The sequence below is a fragment of the Rhodococcus sp. NS-SX18 genome, from assembly GCF_057367935.1.
Window position 1 is genome coordinate 4,389,376 of the sequence record NZ_CM170633.1, and the last position, 19,678, is coordinate 4,409,053.

Genomic DNA, 19,678 nt, shown 5'->3' on the forward strand with positions numbered 1-19,678 from the left:
CCACATGCGCGCCAACAACGTTCGCAGCATCATCGCCGACGGCCGATGCGCGGTCAACGCGTGGCTGTCGACGGACAGCCCCTACACGGCGGAAGCCCTCTCGCACTGCGGATTCGACAGCGTCACCGTCGACGCACAACACGGCATGTTCGGTCGCGACGCGCTGGTGCGGATGTTGCAGGCGATCGCCGCCGGACCCGCGACCCCGATGGCCCGGCCGTCCACCCTCGACCCGGCCGAGCTCGGCTGGCTCCTCGACGCCGGTGCCTACGGGATCGTCGCCCCGGGGATCGACACCGCCGAGGCGGCCGAGCATCTCGTCGCCGCCTGCACCTACCCGCCGCGCGGACGCCGATCGTTCGGCCCCTCCCGGGGTCTGTTGTACGGCGGTCCCGACTACCTCGACCAAGCCGACCGCACGGTCACCCTCTGGGCGATGATCGAGTCCGCGCAGGCGCTGGGCAACCTCGAGCAGATCGCCGCCGTCCCGGGACTGTACGGGCTGTACATCGGGCCGAACGACCTGGCGCTCGACCTCGGCGAACGGCCCGGCGGCCGCATCGGCGACACGGTCGCCCGGCACTGCGCCACCATCCGGGACGCCGCCCACCGGAACGGCCTGGCCGTCGGGGTGTTCTGCGCCGACGGCGACGAGGCGGCCCGGTGGCGTTTCGAAGGGTTCGACCTGGTCACGCCGGGCAACGACCTGTCGATGATCCGTGCGGAGGCGCAGAAGCGAATTGCTAGCGTGCGAGGAGTCGTAGGTGCAGCCGCTCCCGCGACCGGATCCGGATACTGAACGAGGAATGCTGTGAACGACCCGAGAAGCACCGCCACCGTCGGCTCCTTCCCGACTTCGACCCGGCACAGTGCCAGTGCCGGAGTGGAACTCACCCAGGATCTGTTGCGGTATCTCACCAGCGGACAGTTCCAGCCCAACCAGCGTCTGCCCGGGGAACGCGCCCTGGCCGAGCACATGGGCGTCGGCCGCACGGTCATCCGCGAAGCCATCCGGTCGCTCGTGCTGCTCGGCGTGCTGGAAGTGCGTCAAGGTGACGGCACCTATCTGCGTGGTGCTTCCTCGGACCTGCTGCCCCGGGTGATCGAGTGGGGCGTGCTGCTGGGCACCCACAGCATCGACTCACTCGCCGAAGCCCGCCAGTACATCGAGATCGATCTCGCCGGCCTGGCCGCCGGCAACCGGACCGACGTGGACCTGGCCCGCATCCAGCAGTGGTTCTACTTCATGGAGAGCGCTGCCGAGGCCGGGGACGTCGCCAAGTTCGTCGAGGCGGACACCGAATTCCACCTCGCCATCGCCGCTGCGAGCGGCAACACCGTCCTGGCCGGGGTCCTCACCAACATCCGCAGCCTGCTGCGCGTGTGGACCGAACGGGTGTTGACGACCAGCGTCCGCCTCGGCGACTCGCTCGACGTCCACCGGCCCATCTACCTCGCCATCGAGGCCGGCAACGTCGACGACGCCCGTGCCGCCATGAGCGAGCACATGCATCAGGCGATCGACAACCTGCGGCGGGTCCTCGACACCAGCCCGCTGTCCAACACACGAATGTAGGGAACTCATGCTCGGCGGTATCGCTGACGACTTCACCGGGGCCACCGACCTCGCCACCAATCTCGTAACCCGCGGATTCCGCACCACCGTCACCCTCGGCGTCCCCGACGGCGACCTCGACGACCTGCGCGACCACGACGCAGTCGTCGTCGCGCTCAAGAGCCGCACCGCCCCGGTCGCAGAGGCCGTCGCAGACAGCCGCGCCGCGCTGTCGGTGTTGCGCGATCTCGGTGCCGACCGCATCTACGACAAGTACTGTTCGACGTTCGACTCCACCCCGGAGGGCAACATCGGGCCCGTCGCCGACGCCTTGATGTCCGAACTCGGCGTCGACACCACGGTGGTGGTCCCGTCGTTCCCCGACAACGGCCGCACCGTCTACCAGGGGCACCTGTTCGTCGGCGACAGGCTGTTGTCGGACAGTTCGATGCGCCACCACCCCCTGACCCCGATGCGCGAGTCCGACGTCCTCCGGCTGCTCGCCCCGCAGACCACCCGTCCGGTCGGACTCGTCCCGCACGCCGTCGTCCGCGCCGGGGCCGATGCCGTGCGCACCGAACTCGCCGCCCGCAGTGGCCTGCAGGTGATCGACGCCGTCGACACCACCGATCTGTCGGTCGTCGCCGCCGCCACCTCGCACCTGCCGCTGGTCACCGGCGGATCGGGACTCGCACTGGGGATGCAGGGGCCGTCCGATGCCGCCGGCGCCCGCACCGTCGCCGTGCACCGCGGCTTCCGCGCGGTCCTCGCCGGCAGCGCGTCGCGCACTACCCAGGCGCAGATCGCGCACGCTCGACCTCACCTGACCCACCTCATGCTCGACGCCGAACGACTCGTCGACGACCACGACGACGTCCTGGGGCAGATCCTCGACTGTGCCACCGCGTCGTGGAACCGCGACCCGGAGCGACCCGTGATGATCTACTCGGTCGGCGAGCCGGCCGACGTGGCCGCCACGACCCGCTCCGGACATTCCAGCGCCGCACTGATCGAGGCCGCGCTCGCGGAACTGGCCGTCCGCTTCGTCGACGCAGGGGTCCGCCAACTCGTCGTCGCCGGAGGTGAGACCTCCGGAGCCGTGCTGCGCGGCCTCGGGGCCTGCCGTCTGCGCATCGGGCCGCAGATCGCGCCCGGCGTGGCGTGGGCCGAGACACGTTCCGGCTCCATCGCTCTCGACGTCGCGCTCAAGTCCGGGAACTTCGGGACGACCGACATGTTCACCTCCGCGTGGGATGTGCTGGCATGACCGACTCGCGCGACGAACTCGTCCGTGCCGGTGCCCGGTTGACCGATCTGGGCTTGAGTCCCGGATCGTCGGGCAACCTCAGCATCCGGGTGGGTTCGACGATGGTGATGAGCCCGACCGGTGTGTCCCTCGGCGCCCTCGATGCCGAGCGGCTCTCGGTGCTCGACCTGGACACGGGACAGCTGTTGGACGGTCCTCCGCCGTCGAAGGAGTTTCCACTCCACCGTGCGCTGTACGCGCGGTCCGGCGACGCCGGCGCGGTCGTGCACCTGCACTCGGCGTACGCCGCGGCCTGGTCGTGCACGCACCACCACGACAAGGCCAGCGCGGTCCCACCCGTCACGCCCTACTTCGTGATGAAGGTCGGCCGCACCCCGCTCATCGGCTACGCACCGCCGGGGGATCCCCGTCAGGCCGAGGCGTTGCACGCGCTTCCCGGCGCGTTCGAGGCCGCCCTGCTGCAGAACCACGGGCCGATCGTCGCGAAAGCCTCCCTCGCCGCGGCGGTGGACGCTGCGATCGAACTCGAAGAGGTCTGCAAGCTGTTGATCCTGCTCGGTCCGCACCCGGTGCGTCACCTCACCGACGACGAGGCCGCCCACCTCGCGGAGAAGTACCGCGTGCCGTGGGGCTCGCCGTAGTACCTCTCTTCGGGATACTCGGTCCCACGGCCGAGCACATCTGAGATTCTGGTGGACATGGCAACTGCTGCAGAGCCTTCCACCGCACCGAAGAACATGACCTGGATCCCCGGGGGAACGTTCTGGATGGGGTCGGAGGAGTTCTATCCCGAGGAGCGTCCCGTGCACCAGGTGCGGGTCGACGGGTTCTTCATGGACGAGCACCCGGTGACCGTCGCCGAGTTCCGGCGGTTCGTGAAGGACACCGGGCACGTCACCACCGCCGAGACGGCACCCGATCCGAAGGACTACCCCGGCGCGGAACCCGACCTGCTGGTTCCGGGGTCGCTGGTGTTCGTGCCGCCGCCCGGGCCGGTGCCGCTCGACGACTACCGCCGCTGGTGGGCGTGGACGCCGGGCGCGCAGTGGCGGCACCCGGAGGGGCCCGGCAGCACCGTGGCCGGACGCGACCGTCACCCGGTCACGCACGTGTCGTACTTCGATGCACTCGCCTACGCGCAGTGGGCCGGCAAGGAGCTGCCGACCGAGGCGGAATGGGAGTTCGCCGCACGCGGTGGCCTGGATCGGGCGCGGTTCGTGTGGGGCGACGAGTTCGCTCCGCGCGGCCGCTACCGCGCCAACACCTGGCAGGGCCGCTTCCCGTGGGAGAACACCGGCGAGGACGGTTTCGTGGGCACCTCGCCCGTCGGCTCCTACCGTCCCAACGGGTACGGACTGGTCGACGTGGCCGGCAACGTGTGGGAGTGGACGGCGGACCACTACACCGCGCACCACGGCGCCGACGGACGGGACACCGCCCCCGCGCACGCCTGCTGCATCCCCAGCAATCCCCGCACGGGTGCCGGCGACGAGTCCGGCCCGTACCCGCGGCGCGTGATCAAGGGTGGCTCGCACCTGTGCGCGCCGAACTACTGCCTCCGCTACCGTCCGGCGGCGCGGCAGGGCGAGTCGGTCGAGACGTCGACGTGCCACATCGGTTTCCGCTGCATCGTGCGCCCGGACATGTGACGAGGCCGGTGACCGCATCGCGGTCACCGGCCTCACCGCGCCGTACGGCGGTCAGCGCGGAACGTCGCCGAGGATCGACACCCGCTCCATCACGCGCCGGTGCGGGAAGTAGTCGCTGGCCGCGTAGTGCTGGGTGGCCCGGTTGTCCCAGAACGCAACAGAATTCGGTTCCCATCGGAATCGGCATTGGAAGTCGGGGACCTTGGCCTGGTCGAACAGGTGCTGCAGCAGCCGGCCGCCCTCGACGGGATCCATGTCGGGGATGTGCGTGGTGAACAGGCTGTTGACGAACAACGTCCTGCGTCCCGTCTCCGGATGCGTGCGCACGATCGGATGCCGCACCGGCGGGTACTGCTCCCTCATCTGCTCGAGGCGCTCGGCGGTCATGCCCCGGCCGAAGGACGGCACGAAGTCGTGCACGGCGTCGAGTCCGTCGATACGGTCCTTGATCTCGTCGGAGAGGCAGTCGTACGCGTTACCCATGTCGGCCCAGAGGGTGTCGCCGCCGGCGGGCGGGACCTGCAACGCCCGCAGCACCGACCCCATCGGGGGACGCTGCTGCCACGTGACGTCGACGTGCCAGATGTTCTCGGTGCCGGGGTTGTCCTCACCTCGTTCGAAGTGGACCACCTCGGGTACCTCACCCTGCGGGAGCAGCGGGTGGACCTCGAGTTCACCCCAGTGCCGGGCGAAGTCGCGGTGCTGAGCCCCGGTGATGCGCTGGTCGCGGAAGAACAGCACCTTCCATTCGAGGAGGGCGCGGCGCAGTTCGGCGATCTGCTCGGGCTGCGGGTCGCCCAGGTCCACGTCGGTGACCACGGCGCCGATGTAGGGCGTGACGGGCTCGAGGCGCAGGCTCACGTACGGTTCGTCGCTGGACGCACCGGAAGAGCGCCGCATGAACCTCGGACCGAACTCGATGGTGTGTGAGCCTATTTCGACGGAACGGGACGTGATCGTCGGGGGCATGGCGACTCCTGTCGGATAGCTGGCGAACGGGTCAGTGGTCGAGCCGGGCATGCGAGTCCTCGGCCTGCAGCGCCCCGACGGCCATGTCGATCAGGTGATCGACGGTTTCGTCGAAGTCGGCTCGCACCACTGGAATTCCTTTTTCCTGGCGCTGCTCGAAGATCGCCAGGGCGGATACGGACATGTTGAAGACGAGATCGATGCGCTCGACCGCGGTGCGGGGAGACAGGTGCGGCAACAGGCGCGTGAGGCGGCGGACGACTTCGGCATTGGCGTCCCGCAGGGCGGCGAACTCGTCGTCGAAGAAGTCCACCGAGGGCGATACTCTCGCGAGGAAGCGCGCGTAGTGGGTTGCCTCCGGCGCGGAGGCGAGGAAGTCGGTCAGCGGGCGGATGCCGGCCTCGACCAGGGCGCGCACGTCTTCACCGCGGCCCTGGCGGTCGAGCTCGTCGAGGCGGTCTCGCCGCACGTCGTTGATGGCGCTCATCCGGGATCTGAAGATGGCCGTCAGCAGCCCGTCCCGGTCGCCGAAGTGGTACTGCACCGCGGAGTTGTTGCGGTGACCGGCGGCCGCCGCGATGTCCCTCAGCGACACTCCGTCGATGCCCCTTGTGGCATAGAGCTTTTCGGCAACTTCGACCAGCGCGCGCCGGGACTCGTCCGTGGATGACATGACGCCACCGTACGGCGCCCGGCCCAGCGGCGTCAAGACACTGACTTAAATTCTGCCGAGGCGGTGAAATATCGTGTTTTCCAGCCAGTTTCGGGGTACGGTTCGATCGCGGACGCAGAGTGCACCCTCGGGTCCCACTCAGCGGGACGGCGTCCGCCGCACCCCGCAACCGTGATTAGCGTCACCGACCCGAGGCCCCTGCGCCGGTGGTGGACAGCTCCCCGCCGTGAAGCGCCCCGCCTGCTTCCCAACGCTTTCGGCCACCGTGCCGCCCCGCCCATCCGAACAAAGGAAAACGATGGTGCCCGACCCGCAGCCGCCCACGGCCACAACGTCCCGGCGACGACTGTTCGTCCTGCTCGCCGTGATCATCCTCTTCTCGGAGATCGCGACGTTCGAAATCCTGATGGTCTACCCGGCCGTCCCCCACATCGCCGCCGCGTTCGGCACCCTCGACGTCGCCTGGGTGATGTCGATCGTCACGCTCGCCGGCGCGACGCTGATGCCACTGATCGGCAAGGCCTCCGACAAACTCGGCAAGAAGCGCGTCATCCTGGGGCTCGCCGTGGTGTTCGTCCTCGGCAGCGTGACGAGCGCGGCCGCGACGTCGTTCGAGATGATGCTCGCCGGCCGCGCCGCCCAGGGCGCCCTCGTCGGCATCGTGGCCCTGTCGTACAGCCTCGTGCGCGACATCATGCCCCGCGACTTCGTGCCCGTTGCGCTCGGCGTCGTCGCCACCGGCATCGGGATGTCGGCGGTGGCCGGCCCGTTCGTCGCCGGCTGGCTGATCGACAGCTTCGGCTTCCGGTCGGTGTTCTGGTTCCTCGCCGTCTACGTCACGGCGCTCGTCCCCCTCTACGCGGCGGTGGTCCCGGAAAGCCCGGTCCGCGCCGACCGGCCGGTCGACTACCTCGGCACGCTGCTGCTCGGCCCCGGTGTGGCCGTCCTGCTGCTCGGCATCACCAAGGGCTCGGCGTGGGGCTGGTCGTCCACGCCGACGATCGCGCTGCTGGTCGTCGGCGCGGTGATGCTCGCGCTGTTCGTCGTCCGCCAGCGCACCGCGACCCACCCGCTGATCGACTTCGGCATCCTCTTCGGCCGCCGCTTCGGGCCGACCGTCGTCGCCGTCGGCTGCGTCGCCTACATGATGAACGCGCACGCATTCCTGATGCCCACACTGCTGCAGACCCCCGCCGGACTTCCCGGGATCTCGTACGGAGCTGGCCTGACCGCCACCCTGTACGCGCTGTGGACGTGTGCACTCGGTCTGTGTGCGATGGTCGCCGGCCCGCTCGGCGGATTCGCGGCGAAGAAGTTCGGGCCCCGCCAGGTCCTCATCGGCGCCGCGCTGCTGTTCCTGCTGGTGATGTTCCTCGGCACCCGGCTGCCCACGACGTTGTGGCAGGTCGTCGCACTCAGCGCCCTGGCCGGTTTCGCCGTCGGATTCCTGCACTCGTCCAACGCGAACCTCGTGCAGGACGCGCTGCCTGCCGAACAGAGCGGCGTCGGCACCACCATCGCCGGCGTCGGGATGCAGCTGACCTCCGCAATCGCGGTGACCGTCACCGGTGCCGTCATGGCCGGGCACGCCGCCGGCATGCGACCCGGCGGACGCGCGGTGCTCTATGCCGACACCGCCCTGGTACACGGCTTCCGCTACGCGGCCCTCGTCGGCGCCGCCGGGCTCGTGATCGCGCTGGTCATGAAGCACGGCCGCGCCCCCGCCACGGGCGGCCTGCGGACACCGGATCCCACCCCCGTCGCCGCCGCCCAGCCCCAGCGCGCCTGACCCCCAGGAGATCATCGATGAACCGCCATTCCCTCCCCATCGTCACCGACCTCCCGCAGCCGTCGGCCGCCGTCGACTACCGCAGTCAGAAGCGCCCGTTCCGCCGCCCCGACCCGGTGCGGCCCCCGGCGGGCGCCCCGAACGTCCTGCTCGTGATGATCGACGACGTCGGATTCGGTGCCGCGTCGGTGTTCGGCGGCCCGTGCCGGACGCCGACGGCCGAACGCCTCGCCGACGACGGCCTGAAGTACACCCGATTCCACACCACCGCGCTGTGCTCCCCCACCCGCGCCGCCACCCTCACCGGCCGCAACCACCACTCCGTCGGCATGGGCGTGATCTCCGAAATGGCCGGAGCTGCACCCGGATACAACGGGACACGACCGGCCTCGGCGGCGACGGTCGCCCGCATCCTGCAGGGCAACGGGTACGCGACGGGCGCCTTCGGGAAGATGCACCAGACTCCGACGTGGGAGATCACCCCGGCCGGGCCGTTCGACCGGTGGCCGCTGCGGGAGGGCTTCGACAAGTTCTACGGCTTCCTCGGCGCCGAGTCGGACCAGTTCTCCCCCGTCCTCTACGAGGGCTTCACCGTCGTGGACCCGCCCCGCACCCCGGAGCAGGGCTACCACCTGTCGGAAGACCTGGTCGACCGGGCCGCGGCGTGGATCGAGGGGGTCCGCGCCGTCGACGAGAACAAGCCGTGGTTCTGCTATCTGCCGTTCGGTGCTTGCCACGCGCCGCTGCAGGTACCGGCGAGCTATCTGGACATGTACCGCCACGAGTTCGATCACGGGTGGGATCGCCAGCGGGAGATCACCCTGGACTGTCAGCGCCGGCTCGGGGTCGTCGCGCCCGACACCGAACTGGCCCCATGGCCGGACGACCTGCCGCGGTGGGAATCGCTGAACGAGGACCAGCGGAGGGTGTCGGCGCGGCTGATGGAACTGTATGCGGCGTTCCTCGAGCACACCGACGACCAGGTCGGCCGGCTCGTCGACCGGTTGCAGGAACTCGGGGAACTGGACAACACCCTCGTGCTCTACATGCTCGGCGACAACGGCGCCTCTGCCGAGGGCGGATTCGAGGGATCGTTCAACTATCTGGCCGGGCTCAACGGCTATCCGAGCACCACCTCGGACGTCTTCGCGCGATTCGACGAGCTCGGCACCCCCACCAGCTACCCGCACTATCCGGCGGCGTGGGCGCTGGCCCTCGACACCCCGTACCAGTGGGCCAAGCAGGTCGCCTCCCACTACGGCGGCACCCGCAACGGGCTCATCGTGCGCTGGCCGGACGGCATCGCCGACAAGGGCGGGCTGCGCCACCAATGGCACCACTGCGTCGACATCACCCCCACCATCCTCGAGGCGGCCGGGATCCCGGCACCGCACAGCGTCGACGGCGTGACCCAGATGCCGATGGAAGGCGTCGCCATGAACTACACCTTCGACGACGCCACCGCACCGGACCGGCACACCACGCAGTACTTCGAGATCTTCGGCAACCGCGGCATCTACCACGAGGGCTGGACCGCGGTCACCGCGCACCGCGCGCCGTGGCTGATGGCCACGCACGGTCTCGAGCTCCCGAGCCTCGACGAGGACCGGTGGGAGCTGTACGACACCCGCACCGACTGGTCGCAGGCCCGCGACCTGGCGGACCGGCACCCGGACACCCTGGAGAAGCTGAAACAGCTGTTCCTCGTCGAGGCGGCCCGACACCAGGTCCTCCCGCTCGACGACCGCACCGTCGGCCGCCATGCCGATCCCGGCTCACGACCACCGCATCCGTTCGCGGGCCGGCGCACCGTCACCCTCTACCCGCACATGCAGGGCCTCGTGGAGAAGGCGGCGCCGTCGTTCTTCAACCGCTCGTTCACCCTCACGGCCCGGATCGACACCCACGACCGGCCCTGCCGGGGCATGCTCGCCGGAATCGGCGGGCGCTTCGGCGGATTCGCGTTCTACGTCCTCGCGTCCCGGCCGGTGTTCTGCTACAACTTCAGCGGCAGTCACCGCACCTTCGTGCGCTCACCCCGCCCGCTGACCGGCGACGTGCGCGAAGTGTCGCTGCACTTCGACTACGACGGCGGCATCGGGCAGGGCGGCGAGGCCGTGCTCTCCGTCGACGGCGAGGTCGTGGCGCGCGAGCGCATCGAGCGCACCGCACGGGCGATCTTCTCGATGAACGAGCAGCTCGACATCGGCGTCGACCGGGGCAGCCCGGTCGCGGAAGAGACCGCCGAGTTCGGACGGTTCGCGTTCACCGGCACCCTGCATCACGTCCGGGTCGATCTTCCGCCCGGCGGGGGTGCGCAGGCCGACGACCGCCGCCGGGTCGCGCTCGCCACCCACTGACCGGTCGACTGCGCAGTTGTCGTGACGCCACGCCGATGCGGGCGACGACAACTGCGCAGTCGCGGACGACCGATGTTCAGCGAGCGGCGCTGCGCGGCCCCACAGGCGATGCCGCGTCCGACGACTCCCCGCGTCTCCCGGCCGTGATCCAGAACGCCAGCACCGCGCCGGCGAGCGCGGCGACGGCAGCCACGAGGAACGCGACGAAGAAACCGCGGCTGTCGTAGACGATTCCCGTCGCGTCGGCTGTCACCACGTGCTGGGCCAGCAGCGCGAACCCGACGGACGAGAGCATGCCGCCGAACATGGACTGCGACAGGCCGGTGAAGTTGGCGCCGACGGCGCGTTGCTCGGCCGGCAGGGCGAGCATGACGAGGTTCGGCACCGCGGCGTAGATCATGGATCCGAAGCCGACGAGCCCGTACGCGGCGACGATCTGCCACGGGTGGGACGGCGTCGTGCCCAGGATCAGTGCCCCCACCGCGATCAGCACGGACCCGGCGATGAGGTGCTGCCGGAACCCGATCCGCCGAGCCGTGGCACCGACGAACACGCCGCTGACGACGATGAGGACGCCGCCGGGCAACAGCCACAGCGCCATCTCCGTCACCGACAGCCCGAATCCGTAGTCCGCGGCGGGTGTCTGCAGCAGCATCGGAATGAGGGTGGCGATCAGCGTGGTTGCGCCGTAGGCCACGCCACCGGCGAGCAGAGTGATACCGACTGCGCGGCTGGTCAGGACCTCGATGCTGATCAACGGTTCGGCGACTCGCCGTTCCCACGCCACCCACGTCGCGAACGCGGCGAGCGCGAGGCCGAGCACTCCGAGGGTCCTGCCGCTGAGCCAGCCCCATCCGGCGCCCATCGACAGCATCAGCATCGCGGCGAACAGACCCGCCGTAAGCAGCAGTGCACCGACCCAGTCCACCGAGACGCGGGCGCGCACAGGGGTTTCGGGCACGAACAGCAGCGTGAGCACGCCACCCACCGCGCAGAGCGCGAAGGAGAACCAGAACACGGAGGCGACACCCGTGCGGTCCAGCATGAATCCGGACACCAACGGCGCCAGGACGGTGACGACGCCGACCCCGGTGTTGGCGATGCCGATCGACATGGGCTGCAGCCGGGCCGGGAAGACGTCCCGGATCAGCGAATAGCCGAGGGCCGTGAACGCGAAACCCACCCCCGACAGGAAGCGACCCACCAGCAGGATCCCGAAGGTCGGGGCGAGGGCGGAGATCAACGCTCCGGTGCTCGCCACCGCGGCGGTCACCACCAGGATCCGCTTCTTGCCGTAGATGTCGGCGAGCTTGCCCAGGACGGGTGAGGCGATGGCGGCGGCGAGAACGAGCGCGGTCATCACCCACACCACCTGCGTGGTCTGGTAGTGCGCGGCGATCTTGGGCAGCGCCGGGGTGAACAGCGCGAAGGCGAGCGCGGCCTGCTCGGTGAGCAGGACGAGGATCAGCAGGATGCCGATCCAGCGAGCCGTCGACTCCGGCGCTTCGAGGGACGCATCCCCGGAGAGAGGCGGACGTTCGTCCGGTCCGAGTGAAACCGACATGGTTCGGCACCTGCATTTCTCGAGGGCGAAAGGGATTGCCGGACACAGTGCCCGAGCATTCGTCGGCCGTGCACCGGTTGTTCCGCTCAGCTGGACGGCTCTGTCGCAGGCTCGAACGGCATTCTGTAATGGCGGTCACATGTCGGCGCGAGGCCGACCGTGAGTCGAGGACGATGTGATGACAGGGTTGACAAGCACACCCGCTACCACCACCGGACCCGGTTGGACGCCACGACTGGTGCTGTCGCTGGTATCGATGGCTCTTGTACTGGAGATCATTTCGATCAGCTCGTACATGGTGGCCACCGCGTTGAAGCCGATCGGCGAACACTTCCGGACCGGTCAGATCGCCTGGGTGATGACGGCATGGTTGCTGATGGCGGCAATCGCGTGCCCGGTGGTCGGCAAGCTGGCCGACATCTACGGCAAGCGCCGCATGTTCCTGATTTCCCTCGGGGTTTCCGTCGTTGGGGCGGCCCTGTCGGCGATGGCCCCGACGTTCTGGGTGTTCATCGTCGGCCGGGCACTGTTCGGCTGCCTGATCACCTGCATGTTCCTGGCGTACTCGCTGATGCGCGACGTTTTTCCGCCCAGGACGCTGGCGCTGTCGGTCAGCGTCACCGCCGCCGGGATGGGGTTGATGTCGATCCCGTCGCCGTTCCTGACCGGGATGCTGCTGGACCTGTGGTCGTTCCGCAGCATCTTCTGGTTCTTCGTGGTCGTACTGGTCGTGTGCGCGCCGCTGGTGGTGATGACGACGCCGGAGTCCCCGGTGCGCACGCCGGCGCGGGTGGACGTACTCGGTGCCGCACTCCTGGGCACCGGCCTGGCGTCGGTCCTGGTCGGGGTCAGCTTCGGGCCGACGTGGGGATGGATTCACACCGAGACGCTCGGATTCCTCGGCGGCGGCACAGCCCTGCTCGCGATCTGGGCGGTGTCGAGCCTGCGCATGTCCTCGCCGCTCATCGACCTGAGGTTCTTCCGTGAGGGTCCGATGTTCCGGATCACCGCGGCGGCCGGCCTGGGATACGGGACGATCACCCTGTACACGACGGTCCTGCCGCTGATGTGCATGGCGCCGATCTCGCTGGGCCTCGGCTACGGTTTCGGCGTCCACGCCCGCCAGTTCGCGATCCTGCAGGCCCCCATCGGTGTCGGCAGCCTGGTCGGCGGACTGGCGGCGGGACGCGCCATCCGGTCCGCCAGGCCGGCACTCACCCTGGTCGTCGGTCTGTCGGTGATGGCATCGAGCTCTGTGCTCACCGCGTTCGCGCACTCGGCGAAGTTCCCGCTCGTGCTGTGGGTGCTGCTGTTCGGCATCGGTATGGGCATCACGACCGCGTCCATCCCCAACCTGGTGATCCACTCGGTGCCGGCCGACGTGCAGGCGTCGATGTCGAGCATGGTGCAGACCTCCCAGACGCTCATCGCGTCGATCTTCCCCGTCGCGGCGTTCACCATGCTCAACTCGCACGTGGCGACGGTGATCGAGGGCTACGCCTACTACACCGACACGGGCATGGTGGTGGCGTACCTGATGTGCGCCGGCGCATCCGCGGCGTCGCTCGCCGTCGCGGTGGGACTGCTCCGTCGTCGCGTCCACACCGCCGAGGATGCGAACGCGACGTCCCCGGAGGCGGCCGCGCTCGTCTGACCGAGTTTGTCGATACCGCTGCCGGGTGCGCTCTCGGGCGCACCCGGCAGCGGTCGTGTCCGTGCGGAACGCGGACACATTTCCGTCCTGTGTTTCTCTTCACGGCCCGTCGCGGAGCTGTTAGAGTCATCACAACCATTGATTGATCGCTTGATCAGTAGAAGGACCCTCTGTCGCAGTGGGAGGCATAGTGACGACGCACAACGATGTGCCGGTGGCGGTGATCGACCGCGCTGCCCGGCTGCTCGAGGCGTTCCGCGACAGCGAACGGCTCACCCTGGCCGAGCTCACCCGGCTGACGGGCATGCCCCGCTCGTCCACGCACCGGTTACTGAACCAGCTCGTCGAGATCGGCTGGGTCCGCCGGGACGCACCGGCGTACTCGCTGGGCACGAAGATGCTCGAGCTCGGCTCCCTCGTCCAGCACAACGACGCCCTGCACCGGGCAGCGCTACCCGTCATGCACGAGTTGCACGGCCGCACCGGTCTCGTCGTCCACCTGGCGGTGCTCACGGGCACCGAGGTGCTGTACCTGGAGAAGGTCGGCGGCCCCTACTCGATGCGGATCCCGTCCCGCGTGGGGGGCCGGCAGCCGGCCCACTGCACCGCGCTGGGCAAGGCTCTTCTCGCCCAGGGTCAATGCGACGTGGAAGCACTCTTCGCCGATCACCCTCTCCCCGCCCGGACCCCGCACAGCGTCACCGACCCGGACCGGCTGCGCAGTGAACTCGCCCGCATGCGCGAGCAGCACGTCGCGCACGAACGTGACGAGGCCGCGCCCGGCGTCTCCTGCGTTGCGGCGCCGATCGGACCGGCCGGCAAGTGCGTCGGGGCGATCTCCGTGAGCGGCCCGACGGCATCGATCCGAGCCACCGCCCTGGCTGCCCCGGTGCGCGTGGCCGCACTGGCCGCGTGGCGGCGCTTCACCCACCTGCGCGCCGGAAATGTCCGGACAGCGGTATGACACCGTATTGATCGGCTGATCAATAGATGTGGCACAATGGACCGGCCGACGACGACCGAGTCCTGAGGAGTGCCATGGATCCGCACGAGCGCCGCCGCCAGATCCTGGACAGCTCCGCGCAATTGTTTGCTTCCAAAGGGATTGCAGCAACTACAATCCGGGAGATCGCCGACGAGGTCGGCGTCTACTCCGGAGCGCTCTACCACTACTTCCCGTCCAAGGAAGCGATCGTCACCGAACTGATCCGCGAGTACATCGACGATCTGAACGGGCGGTGTCGCGAGATCACCGCGCGGTCCCAGACCCCGATCGAGCGGATCGAGGCGCTCGCGTTGCTGGCCCTGTCCACGTCGGAGGACTACCGTGGCGCCACGACGATCTGGCAGCGCGAGGGCGAGTACATGCGCGACCGCCTCGTCGAGGCCGACCTGGCCGAGACCGCCGACGAGGTCGAGAGAGCGTGGCGGGCGGCCATCGCCGACGGCGTGGCCGACGGTACGTTCCGCGACGACATCGACCAGGAGGTGTTCTACCAGTTGATCCGTGACGCCGTCTGGCAGGCATCGCGCTGGCACCGCCCGTCGGCGGAGCGTTCCAACGCCGATCTCGCTCGCGACGTCACCCGCATCTTCGTCGACGGATTCCGCCCCCGGGCCGGCTGACCGGCCACGGGGGCGCTCACGTATCGACCGTTCAGGCCTGGCGTGCCATGGTCTCGTCGACCTCCTTCTGCCAGTTCTCCAGCGCACGAGTGGTGTCCACCTCGAATTCGAAGCGTTGCACCATCTCCGGGGTGACGTCCTCGACGTCGACGAAGAACTGGCTGTACCAGCGACGCAACTGGTAGACCGGCCCGTCCTCCTCCGTCAGCAGCGGATTCTCGATCCGGGTCTTGTGCTTCCAGATCTCGACGTCCTGCTTGAACTGCGTCTCCACACCCTCGGTGAACATCGTCGCCATCGCGGCGGCCTCCTCGTCGCCGACGCCCTCCACCTTCCTGACGATGGTGCCGAACTGCAGCACGAACGAGTCCTGCGTGACCGGGTAGTGGCAGTTGACGAGTTTGGTCTCGACCGTCACATCCCCGGACACCGTGTAGACGGTGTCGAGCATGAAGGACGGACCGTAGTACATCGCGTCCGAGATGGTCTGGGAATCCGGAAGATCGAGCTGCACGCCCGTCTTGATGTCGTCACGGCCCGTCGAACGCATGTGCTGCGCGGCGATGTGGCCCTCGAAGACGTTCTTGAAGTACTGCGGCATCTGGAAATGGACGTAGAAGAAGTGCGCCATGTCGACGACGTTGTCGACGATCTCCCGGCAGTTCGACCCGGTGACGTGGAAAGTGTTCCACGTCCACTCGCTCCAGGCGTCGGTCCCGTAGTCGGGGATCTCCGGAATCGTCACGTCCGCCGGCGGCGGATTCCCCTGCGGGTCGTTCCACACGAACAGCAACCCGTTGCGCTCCATGCTGATCCACGACTTCGTCCGGGCGAGCTTCGGCGTGCGACGGGCGTACGGGACCTCGGCGCACCGACCGTCGCCACCCCACCGCCAGTCGTGGAACGGGCACGCGATCGTGTCGCCCTTGATCTCGCCCCGGGCCAGATTGCCGCCCATGTGGCGGCAGAACGCGTCGAGCACGTGCAGTGCGCCCTTCGAGTCCTCGAAGACCACCAGATCGGTTCCGAAAATCTGTATCTGGTGCGGCTTTCCGTCGTGGAATGTCTTGGCCAGGCCGAGGCAGTGCCAGCCGCGGGCATACCGCGTCGGGTTGCTCCCCGTCTCGATGCTCCGGACCTCGATGGTCTCGAGTTCAACAGTCATGAAGTCCTCCAGGTGATGTATGTCCGAGTGCGGCGGCGCCGGACCGGCTACGGCTCGTTCGGCCGGGATTCGATCGGCTGGGGTTCGACCCGGCGGGAGGGCACGAGCCGGCCGTCGCGCACGGCGCGATCGACCGACTCATGCAGCGCCCCACAGCGAGGCAGATAGTGCGTGTCCTCGTCCGCGATTGCCGCCGAGGCGAATTCGCGGCAGGTGTCGCGAGCCGGGCCGATCCATTGAATGCTCGTGTGCACGGGGCTGTACTTCGCCACCAGCACCTTGTTGCCACACGCGTGGCATTCGAGCGACTGCATCCGATCACTTCCTTCCTCGGGTACACCGAGCGTAGGAAGTTCCCCACACGGTGGCTGCCGGATGTCAGCTCAGCGGGACACCTTTTCGGAGAGGGGCTTCGGGGACCAGCACGCTTCTCTCTTTCGTCGGGTGTTCGTCGGTGGATCGGTTCATCGCATGAGCGCCTGGCCGCCGTCGACGGGCAGCGAGTGACCGGTGATGTAGTGCGCTGCCGGACTGCACAGGAACACCACCGCCGGGCCGATGTCGGCTTCGGGGTCGCCGAGGCGGCCGAGCGGCACGGTGTCGAGGTAGGCCCGCGCCTCGTCCGGACTCTCCTGCGCCCACACCTCGAGCGCGGGTGAATTCGCCAGCGGGAGAATCGCGTTGACGCGGATTCCGTCGGCCGCCCATTCGCACGCCGCCGCGCGGGTCAGAACCCGGATCGCCTCCTTGGCGGCCGCGTAGCCCCCGTACCCGGACGGGTCCCAGCGCACTCCCGCCGCGGACCCCAGGTTGACGATCGACCCCCGGCCCTTCAGGTGGGGGTGGCATGCCCGCATCAGGCGCAGGGTGGCGGTCGGCCCCGAGTCCATTCCCCGCTGGTAGACCTCCTCGTCCAACTCGAGCAGGCGGCCGTGGACCGTGGTCTGGGCGTTGTTCACCAGGATGGACAGCTCGCCGAATCGCGCGACGACCTGCTCGACCAGCCGGTCGATGCGATCCGCGTCGGTGACGTCGCACTCGAACGCGGCCGCGTGACCGCCCCGCTCCTCGATCTCCGCCGCCACCTTCTCGACCTTCTCCGCCGTACGGCCGGCGAGAGCCACGCGGGCCCCGGCCGCCGCGAGCGCGAGGGCGATACCGCGGCCGACGCCCTGGCCCGCCCCGGTCACCAGGGCCGTCTCCCCATTCAGACAGTTCACGTGCGTCCTCCTCCATTGAGTAATCGATCAATCAATCGGCAATGATGCCGCGCCGGTGCTGGTTCAGCGGCACGAACCGGCGAGTAACTTCCGCGGACAGTTCCACTGGATGGGAATCTGACAGCTGTGGAGATGGTGATTGCAGTGAACCCCGACCCGGCGTCCAAGCTGGGCTACCTGCTGCGCGTACCCCTCGACGGCGGACTGGTGTTCCGCACCTCCGGCACCTGGCCACGCACGAAGGCGCTGTACTGCCACCCCGTGCCGAGCGACGAATGGCCCGACGACCCCGAGGTCGTCGAACGCGTCGTCGTCCGATCGTGCGCACGCCGCGGCGCGGCGATCGACCTGGTACTCGACCGCGGCCGGGAGAATCGGTCGCAGATCGTGTACACCACCGCCCGCGGGCGCGACGTCGTGTTCTGGCAGTCCCCGCGCACCCGCAAACAGGCCCGCCCCAATGTCCGCACCCCCACCGCCCGCGCCGCGGGCGTCGCCGACCTGCCGATCGTCGTGGACTCGCACGAGCGCTACGCCTACCGGTTCGCCGACCAGCAGGTCGTCCTCACCAAGCGGGCGCTGCCGTGCGGCGACTACGGCGTCTTCCACGACGACCGACTCGTGGCCTCGGTCGAACGCAAGTCGGTTCCGGACCTGGTGACCAGCCTGACCAACGGCACCCTGCGCTACGCACTGGCCGAGCTGGCGGCACTGCCGCGCGCCGCGGTTGTCGTCGAGGACCGCTACTCGGCGATCTTCGCGCTCGACCGGGTGCGGCCCGCAATCGTCGCCGACGGCCTGGCCGAGCTGCAGGTGCGCTGGCCGAACGTACCGATCGTGTTCTGCGACACCCGCGCCCTCGCCGAACAGTGGACCTACCGGTATCTCGCGGCCGCGTACGTCTGGGCCGAGACCGAGAACCCGGCGATCGCCCGCATCGCCGCCCCCGCCACCACGACGCCGTCGACGGCCGAGGTCCGAGGCTGGGCCCGCACGCAGGGCCTACCCGTGCCGGACCGCGGCCGCCTCCGCCCCGAGGTCTGGCAGGCGTGGCGCGCGGCGCACCCTGACTGACGAGATCACCGAGCGTGCACTTCTCGTGGCGACACGCCGGGCGGTGGCACGAGAAGTGCGCATTCGCGGGTCGGTGCGATGCGGTACGCGACGGCCGCCGCGCCACCCGTTGTGCGCGCCTCCAAATGCCTCCTGGCAACGGTGTGTCGCCGGGGACATCCGATCCCTACTGTCGGCGGCACCGACGTGTCCTGCATCACATCGAGGACGTCGGGCCTCCATCGAACAGAAGGAAGTCGACGATGACACTCAACGGGAAGATCGCGATCGTCACCGGTGCCGCGCAGGGAATCGGCGCAGCCACCGCCCAGCGACTGGCCGCCGAGGGTGCGACGGTGATCGCGGCGGACATCCAGGACGCCGCGGCGACCGTGGACGCCGTCCTCACCGCCGGCGGCAAGGCCGAAGCGCACGCACTCGACGTACGCGTCAAGAGCAGCTGGGCCGACACGGTCCGCGAGGTGATCGAGCGGCACGGCCGCGTCGACCTGCTCGCCAACGTGGCCGGTGTCGTCAACATGATCAGCGAGGACAGCGTCGTCGGGCTCACCGAGGAGGCGTGGGATCACGTCATCGGCACCGACCTGAAGGGTGTGTGGCTCGGGATGCAGGCGGTGATCCCGAACATGATCGAGCGCGGCGGCGGCCGGATCGTCAACATCGCGTCGATGGCGGCGCTGCGCGGCCTGCCGAACCTCGCCTCGTACTCGGCGGCGAAGGGCGGCGTCGTCTCCCTCACCAAGCAGGCGGCATTCGAGTACGGCGACAAGAACGTCCTCGTCAACGCGATCTGCCCCGGCACGATCGACACCCCGATCCTGGCGGACATCACCGACGAGATGCGGGCCGCGAACGCCAACGCCCACATCGTCCGGCGTCTGGGCCGGCCGGAGGAGATCGCGTCGATGGTCGCCTACCTGATGCGGGAGGGCAGCTTCCTGAACGGCGAGATCTACCCCGTCGACGGCGGGTGGGCCGCCAAGGGCAACTTCTGATCGGACCGCCGCGCGAGCGTGGGTGGATCCGGCAGCACGGTTGGATCCGCCCACAATCGCCCTCGCATCCCCCTCTTCACCGTCGGGCCTCATCCCACCAAAGTGTGATCTGCGACAT

Annotated in this window: 18 protein-coding genes; 12 read left to right on the forward strand and 6 right to left on the reverse strand. The window is 69.0% G+C overall.

The window, feature by feature from the left end:
• Window positions 1–4 precede the first annotated feature (4 nt).
• The 5 genes from AC2IPW_RS20050 to AC2IPW_RS20070 all read left to right on the forward strand — a co-directional run bounded on the left by AC2IPW_RS20050 (window position 5) and on the right by AC2IPW_RS20070 (window position 4,471).
• Window positions 5–799: an HpcH/HpaI aldolase family protein gene (locus tag AC2IPW_RS20050; protein ID WP_486375489.1), complete on the forward strand. Its 795-nt coding sequence runs from the start codon at window positions 5–7 to the stop codon at window positions 797–799.
• A 12-nt stretch (window positions 800–811) separates the two neighbouring features.
• On the forward strand, window positions 812–1,576 hold the full coding sequence (locus AC2IPW_RS20055) for a FadR/GntR family transcriptional regulator (RefSeq protein WP_416061732.1): 765 nt from the start codon (window positions 812–814) through the stop codon (window positions 1,574–1,576).
• A 7-nt stretch (window positions 1,577–1,583) separates the two neighbouring features.
• Window positions 1,584–2,822 carry a 3-oxo-tetronate kinase gene (gene otnK / locus AC2IPW_RS20060; RefSeq protein ID WP_486375490.1) on the forward strand — a complete coding sequence of 413 codons (1,239 nt, stop codon included), beginning with the start codon at window positions 1,584–1,586 and terminating at the stop codon, window positions 2,820–2,822.
• Window positions 2,819–3,463: a class II aldolase/adducin family protein gene (locus AC2IPW_RS20065; RefSeq protein ID WP_486375491.1), complete on the forward strand. Its 645-nt coding sequence runs from the start codon at window positions 2,819–2,821 to the stop codon at window positions 3,461–3,463. Before otnK ends, AC2IPW_RS20065 begins: the two co-directional genes overlap by 4 nt.
• A 96-nt stretch (window positions 3,464–3,559) precedes the next feature.
• Entirely contained in the window at window positions 3,560–4,471 is a 912-nt protein-coding gene (locus AC2IPW_RS20070) for a formylglycine-generating enzyme family protein (protein ID WP_486377037.1), read from the forward strand.
• Between the two features lie 51 nt (window positions 4,472–4,522).
• Here AC2IPW_RS20070 and AC2IPW_RS20075 read toward each other — a convergent pair whose 3' ends face one another.
• Window positions 4,523–5,440 carry a TauD/TfdA dioxygenase family protein gene (locus AC2IPW_RS20075; RefSeq protein ID WP_450120185.1) on the reverse strand — a complete coding sequence of 306 codons (918 nt, stop codon included), beginning with the start codon at window positions 5,438–5,440 and terminating at the stop codon, window positions 4,523–4,525.
• Window positions 5,441–5,471: 31 nt separating this feature from the next.
• Window positions 5,472–6,149: a TetR/AcrR family transcriptional regulator gene (locus AC2IPW_RS20080; RefSeq protein WP_486375492.1), complete on the reverse strand. Its 678-nt coding sequence runs from the start codon at window positions 6,147–6,149 to the stop codon at window positions 5,472–5,474.
• A 262-nt stretch (window positions 6,150–6,411) separates the two neighbouring features.
• Between AC2IPW_RS20080 and AC2IPW_RS20085 the strand changes: the two genes are divergently transcribed.
• Both AC2IPW_RS20085 and AC2IPW_RS20090 read left to right on the forward strand, forming a co-directional pair.
• A complete protein-coding gene (locus tag AC2IPW_RS20085; protein ID WP_003934569.1) occupies window positions 6,412–7,902 on the forward strand; it encodes an MFS transporter in 1,491 nt (496 codons plus the stop codon).
• Window positions 7,903–7,919: 17 nt separating this feature from the next.
• The gene (locus tag AC2IPW_RS20090) at window positions 7,920–10,262 is read left to right on the forward strand and encodes an arylsulfatase (protein WP_486375493.1); all 2,343 of its coding nucleotides are present in this window, start codon (window positions 7,920–7,922) and stop codon (window positions 10,260–10,262) included.
• Between the two features lie 76 nt (window positions 10,263–10,338).
• Here AC2IPW_RS20090 and AC2IPW_RS20095 read toward each other — a convergent pair whose 3' ends face one another.
• Window positions 10,339–11,826 (reverse strand): MFS transporter, encoded by a 1,488-nt coding sequence (locus AC2IPW_RS20095; RefSeq protein WP_416061737.1) that lies wholly within the window; start codon window positions 11,824–11,826, stop codon window positions 10,339–10,341.
• Between the two features lie 178 nt (window positions 11,827–12,004).
• Here AC2IPW_RS20095 and AC2IPW_RS20100 point away from each other — a divergent pair, with 178 nt between their 5' ends.
• From AC2IPW_RS20100 to AC2IPW_RS20110, 3 genes are all read left to right on the forward strand, one after another.
• Complete coding sequence (locus AC2IPW_RS20100) at window positions 12,005–13,480, forward strand: MFS transporter (protein WP_486375494.1); 1,476 nt, start codon at window positions 12,005–12,007, stop codon at window positions 13,478–13,480.
• A gap of 190 nt (window positions 13,481–13,670) precedes the next feature.
• On the forward strand, window positions 13,671–14,444 hold the full coding sequence (locus AC2IPW_RS20105) for an IclR family transcriptional regulator (protein ID WP_416061739.1): 774 nt from the start codon (window positions 13,671–13,673) through the stop codon (window positions 14,442–14,444).
• Between the two features lie 74 nt (window positions 14,445–14,518).
• Window positions 14,519–15,106 carry a TetR/AcrR family transcriptional regulator gene (locus AC2IPW_RS20110; protein ID WP_486375495.1) on the forward strand — a complete coding sequence of 196 codons (588 nt, stop codon included), beginning with the start codon at window positions 14,519–14,521 and terminating at the stop codon, window positions 15,104–15,106.
• A gap of 31 nt (window positions 15,107–15,137) precedes the next feature.
• Here AC2IPW_RS20110 and AC2IPW_RS20115 read toward each other — a convergent pair whose 3' ends face one another.
• From AC2IPW_RS20115 to AC2IPW_RS20125, 3 genes are all read right to left on the reverse strand, one after another.
• A complete protein-coding gene (locus AC2IPW_RS20115) occupies window positions 15,138–16,271 on the reverse strand; it encodes a 3-ketosteroid-9-alpha-monooxygenase, oxygenase component (protein ID WP_416061741.1) in 1,134 nt (377 codons plus the stop codon).
• Between the two features lie 47 nt (window positions 16,272–16,318).
• A complete protein-coding gene (locus AC2IPW_RS20120; protein ID WP_003934576.1) occupies window positions 16,319–16,585 on the reverse strand; it encodes a hypothetical protein in 267 nt (88 codons plus the stop codon).
• A gap of 150 nt (window positions 16,586–16,735) precedes the next feature.
• On the reverse strand, window positions 16,736–17,491 hold the full coding sequence (locus AC2IPW_RS20125) for an SDR family NAD(P)-dependent oxidoreductase (RefSeq protein WP_486375496.1): 756 nt from the start codon (window positions 17,489–17,491) through the stop codon (window positions 16,736–16,738).
• Between the two features lie 126 nt (window positions 17,492–17,617).
• Here AC2IPW_RS20125 and AC2IPW_RS20130 point away from each other — a divergent pair, with 126 nt between their 5' ends.
• The gene (locus AC2IPW_RS20130; protein WP_463366407.1) at window positions 17,618–18,565 is read left to right on the forward strand and encodes an ERCC4 domain-containing protein; all 948 of its coding nucleotides are present in this window, start codon (window positions 17,618–17,620) and stop codon (window positions 18,563–18,565) included.
• A 242-nt stretch (window positions 18,566–18,807) separates the two neighbouring features.
• Window positions 18,808–19,560, forward strand: coding sequence for an SDR family NAD(P)-dependent oxidoreductase (locus AC2IPW_RS20135; RefSeq protein WP_486375497.1), 753 nt, complete (start codon window positions 18,808–18,810; stop codon window positions 19,558–19,560).
• Window positions 19,561–19,678: the final 118 nt, after the last annotated feature.